Source organism: Leuconostoc sp. S50, assembly GCF_016624925.1.
Classification (GTDB): domain Bacteria; phylum Bacillota; class Bacilli; order Lactobacillales; family Lactobacillaceae; genus Leuconostoc; species Leuconostoc pseudomesenteroides.
Genome location: NZ_JACVUE010000001.1, coordinates 349,577 through 370,090, shown reverse-complemented (window position 1 = coordinate 370,090; position 20,514 = coordinate 349,577). Strand labels below are relative to the sequence as shown.

Sequence of the window (20,514 nt, the reverse complement as noted above, 5' to 3'; positions counted from 1 at the left end):
ACTCCTCTTTTATTAAATATACTCTCACTTATTTTATCGCAAAATATCATTAATAGTAACAGCAATCATCAGAATTACCATTGCAATTGCGCCTACCACGGTGACACCATTTTCAAACGATGCTGGTAATGGACGTCTTAGAACTGCTTCCAGTAAGTTCAAGATTAGTTTACCACCATCTAGAGCTGGTATTGGAATTAAATTCATAATACCTAAGTTAATCGACAAAAATGCCATATAGAATAGAATATTCAAAAATCCTGTTTTAGCAACAGTTGACGTTGTTTTGGCAATTGAAACTGGACCACCTAGTTTATCCAAACTAAACCCACCACTAAACAAATGTGTCAGCGCGTACCAAATTCGACTGGTTGTTGAAGCTGTTGTGTTGACACCATACTGTATGCGTGCACCAAAGCTCTGGTGCGTTTTCTCTGTGATACCCACCAACGGCGTTCTTGTACCGTTAACCGTAACCAATTTAGGTGTGACTTTGATAGTCTCTTGTTTACCGTCACGTACAATATTAATCGTCAGTTGCTTGTGTCCAGCACCGCTAATAGCGCTTGCTACATTTTCCCAAGTTGTGGTTTTTTGTCCATTCACTTTGGTAATTTGGTCACCTGCTTGCAGTCCAGCCTTTTGAGCTGGCATGTTGTTTTGGACTGTGCCCACAATTGGTTCGTTAAGTGTAACGCTTGGCAAGGTAAAGCCCAGTCCTGAAAAAACAACTAAGGCTAATACAAAGTTCATAAATGGTCCGGCAACATTAATCAAAGCGCGTCGCCATAATTTCGCACTTTGAAACCATGTATCACGTGGGGCGATTTGGACAGTCACACCATTTTCTTCAATGATTGTTGCATCATGACTAACAGATAACACTGTCATCTCTGAATTATCAGCTTGATAACCTGTTAACGTCAAGTCATCACTCAAGTCGAAAGTGTCAATTTGAAATGGTACACCTTGACCTGCCTGATCAATCCGTGTGTCAATTTCGATAACTTTACTCTCTTGGTCAAAGCGTAGTCGCAATCGTTGACCCGCTTCTAAGTCAGGTGTTTCATCCATTCCGGCCATCCGTACATATCCACCAACAGGTAATATACGGATTGTATAGGCAGTATGATTGCGATTCCAGCTCAATAACTTTGGCCCCATGCCAATCGCAAATTCACGAACCAATACACCAGATTTTTTGGCAGCAAAAAAATGCCCAAATTCATGTACTGTAACCAATACACCAAAAACAAATATGAATGCAATTATCGCCGTTAAACTCATTCCAGATCTCGCTTTAAATTAACATGCCTAAAATAGACATCAGTGGCATAACAACTAACATTGAGTCAAAACGATCTAAAATACCACCATGCCCTGGTAAAATATTGCCTGAATCTTTGACATTGAAGTGACGCTTTAAGCCTGACTCGATCAAATCACCAAGCTGTCCAGCAATAGACAAAACAACTGCAAATAATAAGAGTTCAATGAAGTTATAGGCTGGTAGCCAGTTAAAGATAGTATACAGAGATGCCACAACAATTACTGCCACCAAACTACCGCCAATTGACCCTTCCCAAGTTTTGTTAGGACTAATTTTTGGCGCAAGTTTATGTTTACCAATAGCTCGCCCAACCATATAAGCACCCGAATCAGTTAGCCAAACAATTAACATACCAAACATCACTGTTGCCAAGCCCTTTGTATCCGCTTGAAAAAAATAATGAAATCCAGTACCAATATAAAGCATGGCTAAGGTCAACGTACCAGCATCATCAAAATTAAAATGATTACGACTAAAGACTGTATGAAGTAACAAAAGAAAGGCTAGTATATAAAAGAATATATGCGCACTTTTAATGAGTGGAATGTCTTGCCAAAAACTATTGGGCAAGATCAGCGCTACAACACCAATAAAGCTGACCCAAGCTTCCGCAGAAACAAAAAAACGGTGTTTCATACGCAAAATTTCACTCATTGCAATCACACCCATAATCAGTGTCAAAATCAGAAGTGGTGCGCCTCCCCTGATTAAAAGAGGGACAAAAATAATCAAAGCAACTACTGCCGTAATTACACGTGTTTTCATAGCTTACTGTTTCTCGCTTTCGTCATTAAGACCTCCAAAGCGACGGTCTCTTTTAGTATAAGAAGTAATAGCTTCTATCAAATCTTCACCCGAATATTCTGGCCAAAGAACATTCGTAAAATATAGTTCAGCGTATGCTGACTGATAAGGCAAAAAATTACTCAATCGCAATTCACCCGACGTCCGAATCATTAAGTCAGGCGTGGCTAAGTCACCTAAGGGTGAAGTTTGAAGGGCACTGGCAAAACGATTGGCGTCAATCTCTTCAGCTGTCAAATCACCCGACGCAACCTGTTGCGCTAATAATTTCGCGGCTGCCACAATTTCGGTTTGACCACCATAATTAAGAGCAAAGTTCAAAATCATGCCCGTGCCTTGCGCTGTTTGTTCAATCGCACGTTGCACGGCATCTTGCGTTCCTTTAGGCAAACCCGCAACATCGCCCATAACTTCAACACGAATATTATTTTTAATCAGTTCTGGTACAAAATCATTAAAAAAATCAATTGGTAATTGCATCAAAAAGTTAACTTCGTCATTCGGGCGTGACCAATTTTCAGTTGAAAAAGCGTATAGCGTCAATACTTCAATGCCTAAGTCGCTGGCTGCAATCGCAACTTTTTTGACAGTTTTCATACCCGCTTTGTGACCAGCAACACGTGGCATAAAACGTTGTTTTGCCCAACGACCATTACCATCCATAATAATGGCAACATGTCGCGGAATTTTGAGCTGGGAGACGGTCTTCGTCTCCTCATTTTTAATTTTAAAAAGCGCCAAAACGCTCCTCCTTCGTATGCAACCACTGAATGCATATATTGTATCTAACCTATTTTACCAGAATGGCGCGCAAGGTACAAAAAAATTCGATAAGAATTATCCTATCGAATCATTAAAATTATTGAACCGTAACACTCTTTGCCAAATTACGTGGTCGATCAACGTCTAGACCACGGTCAAGAGTTGCGTAATAAGCGATTAATTGTGCCGGGATGACTGTCAACAACGGCATTAAGAGCTCATTAACTTCAGGTAGAACGAAAGCGTCATCTTTTTTAGCTAAAGTCTTAGCAGCAATAATAACCGTGTTGGCGCCTCGTGCTGCAACTTGTGCAATTTCACCTCGGACAAGTCCAGCAGTTTTAGCCTGAGTCAGCAAAGCAAATACCGGTGTACCTTCTTCAATCAAAGAAATTGTACCATGTTTTAACTCCCCAGCTGCAAAACCTTCAGTTTGAACGTATGATATTTCTTTTAACTTCAACGCCGCCTCAACAGCAACCGCTGCATCTAATCCACGTCCAATATAAAATGCTGAACGACGGTGCTTTAAGGCACTTTCAGCAATTGATTTGAAAGTGTCTTTTTGATCAATAATCACTTGCATTTCAACAGCAACTTTTGCTAACTCATTTTTTAAATCAAATGGTGTATGACCAACCGCTGCAGCCAAAATAGCTGTCACAATAATTTGTGCTGTATAGGCTTTTGTCGAGGCCACAGCAATTTCAGGACCAGCTAGCAAAGGCAAAGCAAAGTCCGCTTCACGAGTCAATGTTGAATTCATGACATTAGCAATGGTTAAAGTTGGATAACCTTGTTTTGTGATATTATCCAAGACTTCTCGTGAATCAGCCGTTTCTCCAGATTGGCTTAAGAAAATGAAGAATGGTTTTTTACTCAACAAAGGTTGCTCATAGGCAAATTCTGATGAAATATGAACTTCTGTTGGTGTTTGTGTCCACTGTTCAAAATATCGTTGTCCCACAAGCCCCGCGTGATATGATGTGCCGGCCGCAACAATATAAATGCGATCTGCTGCCTGCATAGCTTCGATAACTTCAGGGGCAATATTTTGTACTTGCCCTTCATCGTCAAAATAGTACTGTGACAGAGTACGTGCAACGATGGCCTGTTCATCAACTTCCTTTAGCATGTAGTAAGGATAAATTCCTTTGTCAGTTTCAGAGGCATCAATATCTAAATGAAAGGCTTCGCGGGTAATTTGTTTGCCATTTGGATCAAACAAATCAATCTTTTGCTTGTCAATCACAGCAATTTCGCCATCCATTAATTCAATAAAATCATGAGTAACATCCAACATCGCTGTTGCATCTGATGTCACAACGTTTCCAACTTCTGAAACACCAATCAATAGAGGACTCTTTTTCTTGGCCGCATACATCAAATTAGGTGTCTGGCGATCCATCAAAAGGAATCCGTAGGCTGAGTTGCCATCCAACAAACTAATCATCCTACGAAATGCATCAAATGTTGACAAGTGATTTTCTTTTGAAAATTTGTCAATCAATTGAACGGCAATTTCAGTATCTGTTTGTGAGTGAAGTTGAACGCCTTGTAAATATTGATCACGTAATGCTTCATAATTTTCGATGACACCATTGTGAACTAAATAAAAGCGTCCATCCTCTGACATGTGTGGATGCGCATTTTCAACTGACACACCACCGTGAGTTGCCCAGCGTGTATGGGCGATACCCGCAGTACCTTCAATACCCTTACCTTCTGTTGCAAGTTCCAAATCAGCTACGCGACCTTTTTCTTTAACAAGAAAGTCACCTTTTTCGCCATCATTAACATACACACCAGCTGAATCGTAACCGCGATATTCTAATTTTTCTAACCCTTTTAACAAACTAGGTAACACTTGATTAACGCCTGTAAATCCGACAATTCCACACATATATAGCCTCTTCACCAAAACTGGTTTACTTTTTATTTTTAACTAACAGTAGCTATTTTACAGCCTTCGTCGCCCTTTGTCAAACAATAAATAAAAATTGGTATAGTCCTATTTTTATAATTGGTATAATCAAAAAACAACGGAGTGTCAAAATACAAAGTCTGTCATTATGGTATGATAGAAAAAACTTGAAAGCGAGATCTATTGTGACACAAATTGTAACCTGGCATATTCGAAACGCAAAAATTTTGGATGTTTTTAATCTTAAATTCGATGATACTGAACTTTGGATTGACAATAATATAATTGTTTATCGTGGCCCACGAGATGATCTTGCTGCAACTCACACATTTGATGCTGGGGGTCGATATATTGTCCCCGGTTTGATTGACGCACATCTTCATATTGAAAGTTCTCTACTTGCACCTAGTGAATTTGGCAAATTAGTGCTACCTCATGGTGTCACTCGTATCATTGCTGATCCGCATGAAATCGCTAGTGTAGCCGGTATATCAGGCATTCAATATATGCTCGAAGAAGCACGACAAACACCACTTCACATTCACTACATGCTACCATCCTCAGTCCCTGCAACGCCTTTTGAACACGCAGGAGCAACACTTCATGCCGAAGCTCTCAAGCCTTTTTACAGCATTCCTGAAGTAAATGGTCTAGCTGAAGTGATGGATTATCCCGCCGTCGCAAATAGTGACCCAGATATGCTTGAAAAAATCAACGACGCTTTAGCAGCAGGTAAACACGTTGATGGTCACGGGGCTGGTTTAAGCCGCGCACAACTTTCAACTTATCGTCAAGTTGGTATCGATACCGATCACGAAAGTGAAAACGCTGCTCAGGCTTTAGAACGAGTCAACGCAGGATTTTCTGTCTTTGTGCGTGAAGGCACGGTAGAACGTGATGAGAAATCCATTTTACCAGCTATTACAACAGCCAATCACGCACATTTTTCATTTGCCACCGATGATAAAACTGCCAGTGACATTCAACATGAGGGGTCAATTGATTTTAGTATTAACCTTGCGCTTCAAAATGGTATTGCGCCGGAAATCGCTTTTACTATGGCAAGTTATAATGCCGCTAAAGCCCATAATTTAAAAAACGTCGGCGCATTAACAGACGGTTTCGTTGCTGATTTAGTTGTTTTTGATGCATTAACAGAATTCAAAGCTCAAGAAATCATGGTAGATGGTCATTGGTATGAAAATAAGTTTTCAACTGTGACACCATTAGCAAACCAGTCTCTGAATTTCACATTATCCGATAGTGATTTAATCTTGCCACTGGCAGACGATATGCCTGCACATGTTATCAATATTATGCCTCATCATATTACAACCCAGCATACCGTTGAAAGCGTTTCAATCGTTAATAATCATTTTGAGGCGAATACAACATTTGCTAAAGTTGTTGTGGCTGAGCGTTATCACGACTTAGGACATGGTTTAGGAATCATTAAAGGCTTCAACATGAAAGCCGGCGCAATCGGCTCAACGGTAGCGCATGATTCACATAACGTCATTATTGCTGGTGTTGATGACAAGGATATGTTATTAGCTGCTGAAACGTTAAAGAAAATCGGTGGTGGACAAGTTGTCGTGATCGACGGTCAAGTAACCGCAATGCCTCTTCCAATCGGTGGCCTCATGTCTGATCAAGATTATCAAACGACTATTGATCAAAATCGCGCTTTAGATAACGCTTTTTCAAGAATCAGTGATGTGCCATTTGATCCATTCTTAACACTCTCATTCATGGCTTTACCCGTTATCCCAAGTTTAAAAATAACAGACCAAGGATTGTTTGATTTTGATAAATTTAGCTTCATTGATATTCAAGATACAGGAGAATTCAAGTCATGAAAGCCATTAGTATAAGCCCACAAGATCTATTGTCAATATTTTTAGGTCAAAAGACCACTTTAACAATTGCCTATACTGGTCAGTTACTGATTGCAGCCAATAAAAATGATCAACCACATTTACCATCGGAAATGGCTGGTGCAATTGTTGACATTCAAGAGAATCAGCTCACCTTAGTCAGTTTAGTTCATCCTTTTAAAATAGAATCGGAAGCGCAATTATTTGAAGTTGATAATCAACTAATTCAGCGTGAACCCGTCAATTGGTTTGGTCCACAAGCTTTAGTGATCGAAAAAAAAATGAGTGATTTTGCTAAAACTTATGATGGTCCACGCGCAAAAAATGGTGGAATTCCACGCAACTATATTCCTAATGAAATTGCCGAACCAATCATTTTGTCAGACCGCTACTGGCAGACTTATGCGCAATTCGTCAATGATCCCGACGGTTCATTTGCAGCTCAAATCAAACCAATGTTTGATTAATCTATCTAAAAAACGTATCATCCAAGTTCTGGACGATACGTTTTTAATTACTAATAAAATGAGAAATAAACAATTGTGCGACGTTAAAATAGATTAAAACTGAAGTCAAATCTGACAATGTTGTAATAAATGGACCACTCGCAACCGCCGGATCAAATCCTAATTTATCTATTAACACAGGAACAAGATATCCTGCCAAATTAGCAACCATAATTGCCATCGCCATAGCAATACCCACAGCTAATCCAAGTTCAAAATTGTGTTTCCAAATTGTCACGATTGCAAACACTGAAGCACCTGTCGCGGTACCAACTAATAATCCTGCCAGTACTTCGCTCCAAAAATTTTTCCAAGCTGTATTATCAGTTCCCACCGCCAATCGACGGACCGCTAACGCCAATGCCTGCGTTCCGGCATTACCCGCTGTACCAGTAATTAGCGAAATAAAAACAGCCAAAATGGAAGCTTTTTTGACTAAACCATCAAACGAGCTAATCAATGTCGCCGTTGACATACCTAGTAATAGCAAGGCAATCAACCATGGAATACGTTTTATCGCTGAATGCCAAGGTGTATCATCTGTCTGGCTAACGTTAACGGCAGCCAAACCTGAATAATCTTCAACCGCTTCTTCGTCAATAACATCAACAATATCATCAACCGTGATCACACCGAGTAGCAAGTCATTGTCATCAGTAACCGGAATGGAAAGAAAATTATAATCAGCCACAATTTGTGCCACATCTTGCTGATCATCACCAGCTTTTACACTAATAATACGATCATTAGTGATGTCTGACACCAGCATATCATCAGGGTGTGTTAACAAATCACGCAATGAAATAACGCCGACCAAGTGTTTTTGGTTATCCAAAACATAAACGTAACTAATCGCTTCAGCTTCAGCGGCTTGGTGTTTAACCAACCGCATCACTTCAATGACTCGCAAATCCTCAGTCACAGCTAAATACTCTGTTGACATCAAAGATCCCGCTGTTTGATCGTCATAATCAATTAGCTTACGCATTTCATCTGCTTCCGCTTTAGGCATCAAGCTCAAATACGTTGCAACCAAACGAGATGGTAGATTTTGCAAGACATCCGCCTCATTATCGGCGTACATGTTGCGTAAAATTTCAGTCGCTTTTTGCGGCGGCATTTCTTGGAGTAATTCTCCAATGTCGTCATCATCCGCATCCAAATTATCGAAAACATCTGCCAAAGTCTCATTATCTAATAAACGCCACGCAACGGCTCGCATTTGTTCAGGTAAACCACTATAAACCTGACCCATTTCAAAATCATGCAACGCTTTAAATGAGACAACAAAATCCTCATCTTGACCCGAATGAAGCAAATCAGCCAAGTGAGCAATAGTTTTTTGTAATTGTTCTGCAGTTTCTTCCAAGCTTAGTCAATATCCCTTAATGTTTTGAGATCCTCGGGTAATTTTGTGTTAAATTCACGAAAATCTTCGATAAATGGATCATAAAACTTCATATGATAGGCATGTAGCGCCTGACGTTGGAGCCCATACCATAGGGGGCCATTATAAAGATCATCACCTACTAATGGGTGCCCAATATTTGCAAAATGAACCCGTATTTGATGCGTTCTACCAGTGTGCAATTGTACCTTGACACGCGTCATTGGGTGTTGCCCATTCTCATCATAACGACGTTCAACCCAGTACTCTGTCCGCGACGGCTTACCATCTTCACGAACTTCACGCTTAATAAAATCACCTTCGACACGACCAATTGGGGCATTAATATCCCCGTGATCATCTGATATAATGCCAGACGGATAAGCCAAATAAAATTTTTCCACGGTATGATCTTGCAATTGTTGATCTAAAACAGCGTGGGCGAATCGATGTTTTGCCAACAAAACAATGCCTGATGTATCCCGATCCAGTCGTGTCACTACGTGAGGTACCAAATCTTGTGCCTCAATTTGTTCTAAATGGCCCTTAACTTGATTAACCAATGTATGTAGCCGATCAGCATGACCTGGCACTGTCGTAACCCCATAAGGCTTATCAACTACCAGCCAATGCTCATTTTCAAAAATGATGTTTAGAGGCTTGTAATCAGGTACGACGAGGTCATTACTCTCTTCTACCGGCATCACAATCGTCACTTTATCCCCATCTTTTAAATAATCAGACGTATAAACTGGCTTTTCATTGACCAAAATCGCCCCACCATTATGTTTCATTTGACTAAACATACGGTGAGAAACGCCATGTTTTTGCAGAAACGTACGCACTTTGCGCGCTTCTGATCCAGTATAAGTCCAAGTAAACTGCATATTCTTATCATACACATCATTTGTCGACGTGTATTTTTCTCCTAAAAAATTTAAAATATTTATTCAATGTCATTGATGAAGGCATTTTGTACGCGACGCCAAAAATCGACGTGACGGTATCTAGCAAAATGGACACATTTTTCAGACACTCTAAATCGCAATTCTAAAATATGATCGCTGGCAATTTCTCCCTGATCATACATCACCAAAAAATTGTTACTCTGCGGTCTCATTACAATTTTTTGATCACGAGGAACAATCAGTGGCGATCCTAACGTTCTAAAAACACGATTGTTAATGGAGGCAATTTCCGACATTTGAATTGCCTGCAAAGCAGGGTGCAAAACAGCGCCACCATTAGCTTTGTTGTAGGCAGTTGAACCTGTCGGTGTCGCCACAGCGATACCATCACCCCTAAAACGCTCAAAAACTTCACCACCCAAATAAATATCGGCAACTAGCGTGCCGAGCGGTTGCTTAATAACGGCTTCGTTCAGTGCCAAATAGTGGCTTTTTTCTCCAGTTGTTTGGATAACAGTCAGTTCTAACAGCGGATAACTAACTTTTTGCCCGTTGTCATGACTTAAGCTGTCTACTAGTTGGTCTAATTCCGTGCTTAACCAATCTGTATAAAAGCCCAAATGTCCGGTATGTAAGCCAACAAACCTAACATGGTCAATTTGATTAACATAGTGCTGAAAAGCGCCCAAAAGCGTGCCATCCCCACCAACGGAAACGACAATATCAGGCTCTTCATTATCAACAGTTAAACCATGTTTGCGCATTTCTAAAGCAAGATTTTTGGCAACAACACGACTGCTAACATCTTCATTGTTGAAAATAGCATACTTCATTCTACTGCTCTGATTTCACTTAATTCTTGGTCTAAAGCAAATGTTGATTCTGATAGCTTGGTAAGACGATCGGCCAAATTATCACTTAATTCGCCATGCTTATAACGTAAATCATGTTCAACTGTTGCCCAAAAATTCATAGCCATTGTGCGAACCTGAATTTCTGCTAATACTTTCAGTTCACCACTATACATTTGAACAGGATATTCAATGACGATATGATATGATCGGTAGCCTGACGGCTTGGCATTAGTCACATAATCTCGCTCTTCTAAAATTTGAAAATCCGTACGTTGTCTTAGCAAATCGACCACAGTGTAGATATCTTCCACGTACTTGGTCATAATTCGTACACCGGCGATATCTTGTAAATCAAGCGACAAGCGACTTTCATCTAGATGACGTCGCACAATTTTTTCTTCAATAGAGGCCTGTGACTTGACACGACCTGTCACAAATTCAATTGGTGAATCCTCACCATTTTTTTCATATTGATCACGTAATCCGCGTAATTTAACTTTTAATTCTGATACAGTTTGAACGTATGGTGTAAAAAAGATTTCCCAATCCATATTACTACCCCTTTTATACAATTTAAAACATCACTATTATATTTTAACATATTTTTGAGCCTATCATTTGTCAATCCCAATATTGACGGTTACCCTTACAGCTATCATTTGGCAAGTAGTATCAATTCTACAACAAAAAAACGCCACCGCATTATTCAAAATAGTGATGTAGCGCATATATTTAACTATTATTTTTCTTGATGGCTAACGTTACGTATAAATAAACTTTTTTGTTGCAGTTTCCGGAGAAAAAGTTGATCCACCATACACACGTCATGTCATCTACCTTAGTGATAATCAGAGTGATTTAAAATATATCGTTTTGTTAATTACCATGATTGGTATCACCAAATGTGCAACTTTCTATTTTTCAGCTTCTTGTCTGGCCAAGGACGCCATGTTTTTGGTAAAAAGGTTCTTTCTGTCGTAATTCTTTTGATGTTGGACCGTTTTGTAACATTATTCAACCACTGCGCAATCAAAGTACACTTTCTTTATCATGTACTCTGATCCTTCACTTCTTTAATTAATATGTTATTGTCTCAATTCGATGATCTGCATTTTCAATTTGGTTAATCTGCCCCTCCTTAGAAAAATGAACAGGTTGTAACTCCCATTGATTGGTTGTTAAAAAAACAAACGATCCAATTTTTTCAGGAAAATATTTAATTTTGATGTTTTTACGATGATCAGATAATAATTTTTTAATTCGGATTAATTGATTTTTATTGAGATTAATTACTTTGCTCGGCCGGCCACTACGATTGAATTGAACTGGCACATTATCATTAGAGATTGCTATTTGGCCAATACCGATTTTTTCATGATGCTTATCAATAGTCAAAAAATCAATACAATCATCCGATTTCGTATTTTTATTACTACCACTCTTCCCATTGGCACTTCCAAATAATATGCTGATTGATGAAAATCCAGCGATAACTAGTGCAAGCAGAGCTAAACGTACTTTTTTTATCATGTGTATATCCCCTCGATATCTTTCATACAACATTTTTGGTACAACGTTGATGACCATTATTTATTCTTTCTCAAACAATGTTATTTTACTAAACCTATGCCGCCAGCCATCTTTTTAGAAAGATGAACTATTATAAGTATTAGTAACAGATGACTATACTTTGATATGCCTTACTTAATTAATTTTAATTCAATCTCTGAATATGATTGGTGGACTGTGATTCGTCAACAAAACCGCAGTTCTAAATTCACCTATCCTGACTAGCATTACAATAGATCTATCAAATTTGCTGACACGATCTTTCATTTTGCTTTATCCTTTAATTATTTTGTCATAACAATCTATGAGATTATCAATCTGTTTTTAAGATTGTAACATTAATAGATATTTTATATGGAAAATTCACAGTTTATACTAAAAATATTCATATTTTTGTTATTTTATTAGAGAATACAACCTACAAAATAGTCATCAAAAACTTTTAACTATTTTTTTGTTCTCAAGCAATACAATTGAGTTGCTTTAACATATTTTTGAGCCTATCATTTGTCAATTCCAATATTGACGGTTATACTAATATCTTGGATATTTAAATTGTTTTACGTAGGAGAAACACCATGATCGACATTTACCACTTTGCAAATCCTTTATCAGATAACTGTTTAGTCGCCGAAGAATGCCTTGAAAAGCTCACCCATACATTTTTTCAAAAAACGCGCTTACGCTTTATTCCTCTCATCAATGAACAAGTAAGCGCTAAATTAATCCAAGGTGAGCAAGCGCTACCGATAATGGATATGCCTTATGACAAGGAATCCTTAACTTATCGTGTGATTCTTGATTTTAAAGCAGCACAAATTGAAGGTAACAAAAAGGCGCGACCTTTTTTATTGTCTTTACAAAGTGCTTTAATTACCAAAAAGCAACCCTACTCTCTCTCGTTGATTACAAGCATCGCCACACAAGTTGGCCTTAATCTCGACGACTTTTTGACAAATCGGATGAGTCAAGAGGTCATTGATGCGCTAAAGGCAGACCAAAAATTAGCTTGGCAGTTACTGAATAAATATAGTGTGGCGATTGCCATTGATGACTCAAGTACACTTGAAACAAGTCTATTAACGAATTTTTCAAAAGAATCTCTGGCAACTCACTTCACACATTTACGCGAACAGTTTGTTGTTAAAACAAAAGATTTGATATCTTCTGAAAATGCCAAAACGTTTGCTTAACTTTGCTTTAATGCCATAAAATCAAATCACTATCAATATAAAAATGGTGACTAAATCTTTTAATATTGCTTGTACAACGACATTTTCAGTTAACAACAAAAAAGCATAATGATTCATCAACACAGATGAATCATTATGCTTTTTTTGTGTGACGCCATTATTTCACCAATTTGTCCCAAATTACAACTCGGTCAGATGCCAATGACTTGGGTACGTCAATGATTCTTTGATTGGCACTACCTCTGAATTGTAGTGTTAAGTCCTTTTCTTCTTCCAAAAAACGACCATCAACCAAAATATCAATTAACGACAATAAACGCGCTTTATCATAGGTTTCGTTTTGCAATTCATCCCAAGTGTAGCCTGTCCAAGACCATATATCTTTTGAATGACCAAACTCTTGACGAACTCGGCGACATAATTTTAGACACACATCCGTGTTGAGAAATGGCTCTCCACCCAATAAAGTTAGACCTTGAACATAATCTTGACTTAAATCTTCAATAATCTGGTCTTCTAATGCTTGCGTGTAAGGTTGTCCAAAATGAAAATTTTGGGCGGCAACATTATAACAACCAGGACAGAGAAACATACAACCACTCACGTAAAGGCTACAACGCACCCCCTCGCCATCAACAAAATTAAAAGCCTTGTAGTCAGCGATATAGTTTTGACTATACTTCTGCGCCGTCCATTCTTTTGGCATCGGATTGTTTGGTTTTCGCATAGATCGCGGCATGCTCGATCATCTCCTTGGTCATATTCTTTTCACGCGAAATAATTTCAATATGTCGCCCATGAACCATAGGCCGTTGCTGTGGATTGCCAAGATAACCACACGTTCTCTTAACAACATCGCAGAGCGCTGGATCATGGTTCCCACATTCAGGGCACATAAATCCTCGAGCAGTGGCTTTAAATTCACCAGCAAATCCACATTTAAAACATTTATCAATACAAGTATTCGTGCCCAAATAACCGACATGGTCATAAGCCCAATTCCAAACTGCTTCTAACGCTTGTGGATTTTGTTTCAAGTTAGGATATTCACAATAATGAATAAATCCGCCCGACGCATATTTTGGGAACGTCTCTTCAAAACTTATCTTTTCAAACGGCGTTGGATGCTTTCTAACGTCGTAATGAAAACTATTGGTATAGTATTCTTTATCAGTAATATCAGGCACATCCCCAAATTTCTGCTTGTCGAGATGGCAAAATGTATCTGTTAGTGATTCCGCCGGTGTCGAGTATAGACTATAATGATACCCACTTTCCGCTTCCCATTGTTGGCAGTATTTGTTCATTTTTTTAACAATGTCTTCGGCAAACGTATGCGCTTCGGGATTTTTTTCCCAATTTGGTCCAAAGAAAGTTAAGCACGTTTCGTATAATCCAACATAGCCCAATGAAATTGTAGCACGTCCATCTTTAAACACTTCATCAACTTTATCAGTTGCCTTGAGTCTTTTCCCAAATGCGCCGTACATGTAAAGCAGTGGTGCATTTTCAGGAACAGCTTCTTTTGTTCTTTCAATTCGATACGATAAAGCTTCATGGCATAGCGCCATTTTTTCATCAAAGATTTCCCAAAATAGTGCCATATCACCTTTCGCAAATAGAGAAATACGAGGCAAATTCACCGAAACAACCCCTAAATTCATTCGGCCAGAATTAACTGTGACACCATTTTCATCTTGCCAGCCTTGTAGAAACGATCGGCAACCCATTGGTGTTTTGAAACTACCAGTTAGTTCAACAATTTTGTCATACATTAACAAATCTGGGTACATCCGCTTCGTTGAACATTCAAGCGCCAATTGCTTAATGTCGTAATTTGGATCAGTAGGAGCAAAGTTTAATCCTTTTTTTAATGTGAAAATCAACTTTGGGAAAATAGCAGTTCGCTTTTCTTTTCCTAATCCCTTGATTCTGATATTCAAAATTGCTTTTTGAATTTCACGTTCAAGCCAACTAGTCCCCAATCCAAAATTAACGGTGGTAAATGGTGTTTGCCCTTGCGATGAGTACATTGTATTTATCTCGTACTCCAAAGCCTGCATCGCATCATAAATATCTTTGCGTGTTTTTTCTTTAGCGTAGGCGTCACGTTTATCAGCAACTACCCATTGTTCGGCTTCAACAATATGTTTGTCATAATTCATCTGCGCGTATGGTGCCAATAATTGATCAATACGATTTGCTGAACAACCACCGTACTGCGACGAAGCGACATTAGCAATAATTTGCGCCATCTGTGCTGTCGCTGTTTGAATAGAATGTGGTGAATCTACCCACGCATTGCCTATTTTATAACCATTCGTCAGCAAATTATCAAAATCGATTAAACAACAATTTGTTGCTGGTGTCACAGGTGAATAATCTAAATCATGCCAATGAATATCGCCGCGTAAATGTGCCTTAGCAACAAGTGGCGGTAACATTTGTAGTCCCAAGGCCCGACTAGCTGCCCCAGCCTCCAAATCGCGTTGCGTATTGAACACGCGACTATCTTTATTCGCATTTTCATGCACAACTGATTCATCTCGTGAAAATAATTTTTCGATTCTTTTTTGGACATTAGCGGCATCTGCAAAGTCTTGTTTCTCAGTCTGATAGTATGCGGCATATTCGTTAACAGCATCCAATTGTTCATAATTTGTGAGTAACGAACATAATAGATTGCGAATTTCGGAAGTTGTCACACTGACTTTAGAATTCAAATATTGATAAAAATCATGCTTAATCACATCAATAATATGATCAGACAGATTAAGCTTTGTTAAAATAAAATTAATTTTGTACGCGTAAAATTGTGTTTCTTCACCACTTTGCTTAATGACTGTTAGATTGGGTAAACTATCAAGTTCTATCATATGGCTCATTACTAAACGATTGCCTCCAGTGCTTTTCTAAATTGTTATAGTTAAAATGGTACAACTATTTTTTGCATAAGAGTAGGACAAAAAGTGTCCTCTATTGCCATCTTCTCTATAGAATACTGATATAATCGCATTTTAAGCGTTAAAAAAATTTATAATAATAGACCGTTCAACTCAAACGTTTTGTTACACACCACAAAAAAAGACAAATCAATTATCCACTGATTTGTCTTTTTTTATTTATGCACGTGCAAGGCTTGCTGCACCAATTACACCAGCATCATTCCCTAATTCGGCTAATTTCACGCGTGTTGAATTACGAACAGTTGGAAAGGCAAACACTTTCCAATTTTCTTCAACACGAGCTCGCAAAAATTCACCAGCAGCAGCTACACCACCGCCAATAACAATTGCAGATGGGTTCAAAATATTTGACATTGCTGCCGTAGCATATCCGAGATAATATGACACTTTGTTGACAACCTCATTAGCTAAAAAGTCACCGTTTTTTGCTAAGTCGAAGACAATTTTTGATGTCACTTCTTCGCCATCATCAATCATCTTTTTCAGCTTTGAGTTACCGACATACTCTTCTGCCAAGTCTTGTGCCAAATGGACCACACCCGTTGCGGAAGCATATTGTTCCAAGCAACCACGATTACCACATGTGCACAAATAACCATTTGGCTCAACAACCATATGACCGACCTCACCACCGGCACCTACAGTACCGTGAATCAGTTGACCATTTGCGACCAAACCACCACCAACACCAGTGCCTAATGTCACAAACGACACTTCATCATCGTTGTTTCCAGCACCTTTCCAAGCTTCGCCAAGCGCTGCTGAGTTGGCATCATTGTCAATCGTCAATGTAAATCCAGTACCAGATTCAATATCTGCTTTAACTGGCTGCTCTGTCTTCCAATTAAGGTTAAAAGCACCCGTTACCGTACCAGTAACCCGATTAACAGTACCTGGTGTTCCCATCCCGATACCGATAATACGATCATGATCCAGTTGGTACAAATCAAGGTGGTGATTAATTGATTCCACAATATCTGGAACAATATGAGAACCATCATCTAGAATATTTGTTTTGATTGACCATTTTTGCTGAATTTCACCTTGATCTGTCAAAATTGCAAACTTGATAGTTGTACCACCAAGATCGACACCGATAAGTTTATCTTTTGCCATGATAATTATAATAATGTTGCCCGATCTAACGACTGCAAGTTCACTGGACAGCCTCTAATGAGGACAACATATTTCCTCCGTATGAATTGATTACTTAATCATTCTAACAGATATGACTAGCCAAGTGCAAGCGGTTTCACAGTCTAAATAAACAATGCTAGTCAATCACTGGGACTTTCAAGTTCTAATCGATGTTCGTGCGCCAAAATGACTTTCATTGTTGCATACATTTTTGGTTGTATAATATCGGCTTTATATAAATTGTCCACTTCTAAAGCAGCCATTTCAATGTCCCATAGCCGCTTTCCAACATGAATATACACACCAAATTCTTTTAAATATTGTAGAACATCATAAAAAGTTTTCATGATCTTACTCCCATAAAGATAGTCAATCCGATTAAAAGCACTGTCAGTAATACCATCACCAGCCGAACATGCCAGCTAAATTTTCCATTACGACTATAGAAACCAAAAATCATGGCAAACATCACCCCGCCGATGAAGCCACCAAGATGTCCCCAAAGATCAATGTTTGTAGCAGAAAAACTTGACAACAATGTCAATAAAATAAACAATCCCATCATTGATCCTAATGCCCTTACGTTGGGGTCATGACGGAACTGATAGGCAAATATCATTAAGCCACCAAACAAGCCGAATAATGCTGTCGAGGCACCCACTGAAATGGTATTTGGCGAAAATAAATACGAAAAAATATTACCGGAAATACCGGAAAAGAAGTATAAGCCTAAAAATTTGCGGCTACCAAAAGCGTCTTCTGCTATTGGACCAATAAACCATAAAGTCAACATATTAGTGATAATATGCATAAAACCAGCGTGCAAAAATATAGGCGTGATTAAACGCCAATATTGCGAATCGTCCTTGATATAAGGTCCCCATTTAGCACCTACTTGGACCAAAAAATAGCTATTGTCGGTTGTCCCACCACTGACGACCAGCTCAATCACAAAAACAACAATTGTTACTGTCAATAATATCGTGGTTACTGGTGCAATTAAATAATGTGTTTTTAACGTTTTCATAGTACCCATTTTAACAGATTATAACCTTCGCTGCTCATATGAACTGTTCTATATACATATCATTTTTAATAGTCCTATGTTAAAATGACAACAATTAAGTATATAAGGAGAACAACCAATGTTTGGTATTCTATTAGTCCCATTCTTTATTTTAATAGCTTTTATTTATTTAATCACTTTTATGTTTGTTAATACATTCGGTGTTGTTTCACGACTTATTTTTGCCATCGTGATTATCTTATTACTAGCTTTTATCGTGAAAAACTTCTGGGCGGTCGTCGGTTTTATTTTATTAATTGCATTTGCTTTCTGGATTCGACAGAGATTTATTCAACCGCACATGAATCATCAAACGCAACAAGACCCATCGACATTTGATGGCGAATTCGAAGAAGTAGATAAGGACAAATAATCGTTTAGGCTCAATTTAATCAAGTTGAGCCTTTTTGTTTGCATATAAATGGCAAACAAAAAAGCATTCAAATAATCAAATGCTTTATTTCAACGACGATCTTTCAACCGCTGTTGCATCAAATACTGATACCTTGCGTACCAAACATCTACATAACCCTGCGAAAACGGACCCGTGCCAGCGTTAATCCAGTCAACCAAAATTTTGACATGTGCTTTTAAAATCTTATCAATTTCTGGTGGATAATGCCATTTCTTACTGTGAGCTGCATATTCATCAGCGTCCAGTAAATGTTTTTCGCCATCTGGAAACACTTTAACATCAAGATCGTAGTCAATATATTTAAGCGCCTCTTTATCCAATACATAAGGAGATGCTAAATTACAATAATACGATACGCCATTATCACGAATCATCGCAATGATGTTAAACCAATACTTTTTGTGGAAATAAACAATGGCTGGTTCACGTGTCACCCAACGCCGACCATCGTCTTCAGTCACTAAAGTATGATCATTTAGCCCAATAATCGCGTTCTCACTGGTTTTTAAAACCATGGTATCGCGCCAAGTTCGATGCAACGAGCCGTCGTGCTTATAGCTTTTGATCGTGATGAAATCACCTTCGCGTGGCCCGCGACCTGGTTTATCAACGCTCATAACGCTACCTACTCTTCTAACACCGAATTTCTATTTCAGTATACCACAATTTACTTGTCGTCTTCCAGCATTAAATTAGCCAATACGCTGTCAATTAAATCAGAAGTGTAGCCTTTTGTGTAGAGACCTTTTTTCGTTTTAAATTGGCGTTTTGAATTGTCGTCACGATGATAGCGTCGCCATAATTTATCAGCTTCTCGTTGAATATTTTCTAGCTCTGACTGATCATCATGTTCTGCCGCTAAATGACTAACCGCATTTTGTGCCATATCAAAAGAAAAACCTTTTGTAGCAAGTGCTGCAATGATTTTTTGTCGCTTACTGCGCGTTGATTCTCGTTTATACGTAACAGCTGCTTTCTTGGCGAGTTGAGTTGCAACGATGATTTGTTCCTCATCAGTGTATGTTGCCAATGCTTCTTCAATATTGATATCCGACACACCTGCTTGTTTAAGCGCCATTTTAATGACAATTGGTCCTTTCGGATTAATTGTTTTTTTAGTGGCAACATAATGGAGGGCGTAATTAAGATCATCAAGATAATGTTGCGCCTTTAATTGACTAATTACTTGTAATTGAACTTGTTCAGGGATTTCTTTATCGTTCATTTTTTGCTGAACTTGTTTTATCGTACGAAGCGAATGACCAAGATAGTTCAAGGCAACGCGCATTGCTTTCGCAACTTCGTCGCTCAATTTAATATCAGCAATCAAGTCATCATCCAGCTCACGCCCTTTCGCTAATCCGTATTTAATCAGGACACTCTCAGATACACCAAATGCAAATTGATTATCTAAATCAATGTTGTATCGACCAGCTTGTTTTTGAACTGAAATTTTGGTTATTATTTTCATGATGATGTAAAGTTTCTCCTCTGTCAACCAAAATCAGCCTGAAACACAATAAAGTTTCAACTCATCAAGTAAGCGCCAAAAGTCATGAACATCAAAATGAAAAAAAGCAAACATAGTGCCACTACCAACACACTAACAACAAAGTCTTTATTAACCAAATACTGATGTTTCTGCGTGATTTCATTTCTTTTTTGATGCCATTCTCGACGATTTTGATTGCATACTATACTGGCTAATATCATACCAAAAAAGCACAATACAAGTACAGCAACGCTCACCCAAAAATTAATCTGTGTATTTTGGGTCAATTGTGGCACTGCTCCTAGCAAAATCATGACTGCCTCC

The 20,514-nt window shown here is 38.5% G+C and carries 21 protein-coding genes; 4 read left to right on the top strand and 17 right to left on the bottom strand.

From position 1 onward, the window contains the following. Positions 1 to 33: 33 nt before the first annotated feature. The 4 genes from rseP to glmS form a co-directional block, all read right to left on the bottom strand. Positions 34 to 1,287 (bottom strand): RIP metalloprotease RseP, encoded by a 1,254-nt coding sequence (gene rseP, locus IAE53_RS01735; protein ID WP_188352713.1) that lies wholly within the window; start codon positions 1,285 to 1,287, stop codon positions 34 to 36. Positions 1,288 to 1,300: 13 nt separating this feature from the next. Further along, positions 1,301 to 2,095: a phosphatidate cytidylyltransferase gene (locus IAE53_RS01730; RefSeq protein ID WP_200135847.1), complete on the bottom strand. Its 795-nt coding sequence runs from the start codon at positions 2,093 to 2,095 to the stop codon at positions 1,301 to 1,303. A 3-nt stretch (positions 2,096 to 2,098) separates the two neighbouring features. Continuing rightward, entirely contained in the window at positions 2,099 to 2,875 is a 777-nt protein-coding gene (locus tag IAE53_RS01725) for an isoprenyl transferase (RefSeq protein WP_200135846.1), read from the bottom strand. A 118-nt stretch (positions 2,876 to 2,993) separates the two neighbouring features. After that, a complete protein-coding gene (glmS, locus tag IAE53_RS01720) occupies positions 2,994 to 4,799 on the bottom strand; it encodes a glutamine--fructose-6-phosphate transaminase (isomerizing) (protein ID WP_200135845.1) in 1,806 nt (601 codons plus the stop codon). A 206-nt stretch (positions 4,800 to 5,005) separates the two neighbouring features. Here glmS and ade point away from each other — a divergent pair, with 206 nt between their 5' ends. Beyond that, complete coding sequence (gene ade, locus IAE53_RS01715; protein WP_200135844.1) at positions 5,006 to 6,679, top strand: adenine deaminase; 1,674 nt, start codon at positions 5,006 to 5,008, stop codon at positions 6,677 to 6,679. Next, complete coding sequence (locus IAE53_RS01710; protein ID WP_200135843.1) at positions 6,676 to 7,164, top strand: hypothetical protein; 489 nt, start codon at positions 6,676 to 6,678, stop codon at positions 7,162 to 7,164. Before ade ends, IAE53_RS01710 begins: the two co-directional genes overlap by 4 nt. Positions 7,165 to 7,207: 43 nt before the next feature. On the opposite strand, the gene mgtE is transcribed toward IAE53_RS01710, so the two are convergent. The 5 genes from mgtE to IAE53_RS01685 form a co-directional block, all read right to left on the bottom strand. Beyond that, positions 7,208 to 8,572, bottom strand: a complete 1,365-nt coding sequence (gene mgtE, locus IAE53_RS01705) for a magnesium transporter (RefSeq protein ID WP_188352717.1) — start codon at positions 8,570 to 8,572, stop codon at positions 7,208 to 7,210. 2 nt (positions 8,573 to 8,574) lie between these two features. Beyond that, positions 8,575 to 9,477, bottom strand: a complete 903-nt coding sequence (locus IAE53_RS01700; RefSeq protein ID WP_139967500.1) for an RluA family pseudouridine synthase — start codon at positions 9,475 to 9,477, stop codon at positions 8,575 to 8,577. A 59-nt stretch (positions 9,478 to 9,536) separates the two neighbouring features. Continuing rightward, positions 9,537 to 10,331, bottom strand: a complete 795-nt coding sequence (locus IAE53_RS01695; protein ID WP_200135842.1) for an NAD kinase — start codon at positions 10,329 to 10,331, stop codon at positions 9,537 to 9,539. Continuing rightward, complete coding sequence (locus IAE53_RS01690; protein WP_188352718.1) at positions 10,328 to 10,903, bottom strand: GTP pyrophosphokinase family protein; 576 nt, start codon at positions 10,901 to 10,903, stop codon at positions 10,328 to 10,330. The genes IAE53_RS01695 and IAE53_RS01690 overlap by 4 nt, the downstream gene beginning before the upstream one ends. 526 nt (positions 10,904 to 11,429) lie before the next feature. Further along, a complete protein-coding gene (locus IAE53_RS01685; protein WP_148423015.1) occupies positions 11,430 to 11,882 on the bottom strand; it encodes a hypothetical protein in 453 nt (150 codons plus the stop codon). 617 nt (positions 11,883 to 12,499) lie between these two features. Between IAE53_RS01685 and IAE53_RS01680 the strand changes: the two genes are divergently transcribed. Next, positions 12,500 to 13,114, top strand: a complete 615-nt coding sequence (locus tag IAE53_RS01680; RefSeq protein ID WP_200135841.1) for a DsbA family protein — start codon at positions 12,500 to 12,502, stop codon at positions 13,112 to 13,114. Positions 13,115 to 13,271: 157 nt separating this feature from the next. Here the strand turns inward: IAE53_RS01680 and nrdG are convergent, their stop codons facing one another. From nrdG to IAE53_RS01655, 5 genes are all read right to left on the bottom strand, one after another. Beyond that, positions 13,272 to 13,853, bottom strand: coding sequence for an anaerobic ribonucleoside-triphosphate reductase activating protein (nrdG, locus tag IAE53_RS01675; protein WP_148423017.1), 582 nt, complete (start codon positions 13,851 to 13,853; stop codon positions 13,272 to 13,274). Next, complete coding sequence (gene nrdD, locus IAE53_RS01670; protein WP_200135840.1) at positions 13,789 to 15,999, bottom strand: anaerobic ribonucleoside-triphosphate reductase; 2,211 nt, start codon at positions 15,997 to 15,999, stop codon at positions 13,789 to 13,791. Before nrdD ends, nrdG begins: the two co-directional genes overlap by 65 nt. Positions 16,000 to 16,236: 237 nt before the next feature. Next, positions 16,237 to 17,196 (bottom strand): ROK family glucokinase, encoded by a 960-nt coding sequence (locus tag IAE53_RS01665; RefSeq protein ID WP_004912044.1) that lies wholly within the window; start codon positions 17,194 to 17,196, stop codon positions 16,237 to 16,239. A gap of 161 nt (positions 17,197 to 17,357) precedes the next feature. After that, positions 17,358 to 17,564, bottom strand: coding sequence for a YqgQ family protein (locus IAE53_RS01660; RefSeq protein WP_004912041.1), 207 nt, complete (start codon positions 17,562 to 17,564; stop codon positions 17,358 to 17,360). Continuing rightward, the gene (locus IAE53_RS01655) at positions 17,561 to 18,244 is read right to left on the bottom strand and encodes a rhomboid family intramembrane serine protease (protein WP_148423019.1); all 684 of its coding nucleotides are present in this window, start codon (positions 18,242 to 18,244) and stop codon (positions 17,561 to 17,563) included. Before IAE53_RS01655 ends, IAE53_RS01660 begins: the two co-directional genes overlap by 4 nt. A 118-nt stretch (positions 18,245 to 18,362) precedes the next feature. Between IAE53_RS01655 and IAE53_RS01650 the strand changes: the two genes are divergently transcribed. Beyond that, positions 18,363 to 18,656 (top strand): ribonuclease HIII, encoded by a 294-nt coding sequence (locus IAE53_RS01650; RefSeq protein WP_139967494.1) that lies wholly within the window; start codon positions 18,363 to 18,365, stop codon positions 18,654 to 18,656. 89 nt (positions 18,657 to 18,745) lie between these two features. Here the strand turns inward: IAE53_RS01650 and IAE53_RS01645 are convergent, their stop codons facing one another. From IAE53_RS01645 to IAE53_RS01635, 3 genes are read right to left on the bottom strand one after another with little or no spacing between them, the layout of a single operon-like run. Next, positions 18,746 to 19,315, bottom strand: a complete 570-nt coding sequence (locus IAE53_RS01645; protein WP_004912026.1) for a DUF402 domain-containing protein — start codon at positions 19,313 to 19,315, stop codon at positions 18,746 to 18,748. 50 nt (positions 19,316 to 19,365) lie between these two features. Beyond that, positions 19,366 to 20,169, bottom strand: coding sequence for a recombination regulator RecX (gene recX, locus IAE53_RS01640; RefSeq protein ID WP_188352722.1), 804 nt, complete (start codon positions 20,167 to 20,169; stop codon positions 19,366 to 19,368). Positions 20,170 to 20,225: 56 nt separating this feature from the next. Further along, positions 20,226 to 20,504: a hypothetical protein gene (locus IAE53_RS01635; protein WP_200135839.1), complete on the bottom strand. Its 279-nt coding sequence runs from the start codon at positions 20,502 to 20,504 to the stop codon at positions 20,226 to 20,228. Positions 20,505 to 20,514: the final 10 nt, after the last annotated feature.

Bases quoted from the DNA above. Each gene is read 5' to 3' on its own strand.
- rseP (WP_188352713.1), bottom strand. From the start codon at position 1,287: ATGAGTTTAACGGCGATAATTGCATTCATATTTGTTTTTGGTGTATTG.
- IAE53_RS01700 (WP_139967500.1), bottom strand. From the start codon at position 9,477: ATGCAGTTTACTTGGACTTATACTGGATCAGAAGCGCGCAAAGTGCGT.
- IAE53_RS01690 (WP_188352718.1), bottom strand. From the start codon at position 10,903: ATGGATTGGGAAATCTTTTTTACACCATACGTTCAAACTGTATCAGAA.
- IAE53_RS01655 (WP_148423019.1), bottom strand. From the start codon at position 18,244: ATGAAAACGTTAAAAACACATTATTTAATTGCACCAGTAACCACGATA.
- IAE53_RS01730 (WP_200135847.1), bottom strand. From the start codon at position 2,095: ATGAAAACACGTGTAATTACGGCAGTAGTTGCTTTGATTATTTTTGTC.
- IAE53_RS01635 (WP_200135839.1), bottom strand. From the start codon at position 20,504: ATGATTTTGCTAGGAGCAGTGCCACAATTGACCCAAAATACACAGATT.
- glmS (WP_200135845.1), bottom strand. From the start codon at position 4,799: ATGTGTGGAATTGTCGGATTTACAGGCGTTAATCAAGTGTTACCTAGT.
- IAE53_RS01645 (WP_004912026.1), bottom strand. From the start codon at position 19,315: ATGAGCGTTGATAAACCAGGTCGCGGGCCACGCGAAGGTGATTTCATC.
- IAE53_RS01665 (WP_004912044.1), bottom strand. From the start codon at position 17,196: ATGGCAAAAGATAAACTTATCGGTGTCGATCTTGGTGGTACAACTATC.
- IAE53_RS01685 (WP_148423015.1), bottom strand. From the start codon at position 11,882: ATGATAAAAAAAGTACGTTTAGCTCTGCTTGCACTAGTTATCGCTGGA.
- IAE53_RS01695 (WP_200135842.1), bottom strand. From the start codon at position 10,331: ATGAAGTATGCTATTTTCAACAATGAAGATGTTAGCAGTCGTGTTGTT.
- nrdD (WP_200135840.1), bottom strand. From the start codon at position 15,999: ATGAGCCATATGATAGAACTTGATAGTTTACCCAATCTAACAGTCATT.
- recX (WP_188352722.1), bottom strand. From the start codon at position 20,169: ATGAAAATAATAACCAAAATTTCAGTTCAAAAACAAGCTGGTCGATAC.
- nrdG (WP_148423017.1), bottom strand. From the start codon at position 13,853: ATGCCGCGATCTATGCGAAAACCAAACAATCCGATGCCAAAAGAATGG.
- IAE53_RS01650 (WP_139967494.1), top strand. From the start codon at position 18,363: ATGTTTGGTATTCTATTAGTCCCATTCTTTATTTTAATAGCTTTTATT.
- IAE53_RS01710 (WP_200135843.1), top strand. From the start codon at position 6,676: ATGAAAGCCATTAGTATAAGCCCACAAGATCTATTGTCAATATTTTTA.
- IAE53_RS01680 (WP_200135841.1), top strand. From the start codon at position 12,500: ATGATCGACATTTACCACTTTGCAAATCCTTTATCAGATAACTGTTTA.
- IAE53_RS01660 (WP_004912041.1), bottom strand. From the start codon at position 17,564: ATGAAAACTTTTTATGATGTTCTACAATATTTAAAAGAATTTGGTGTG.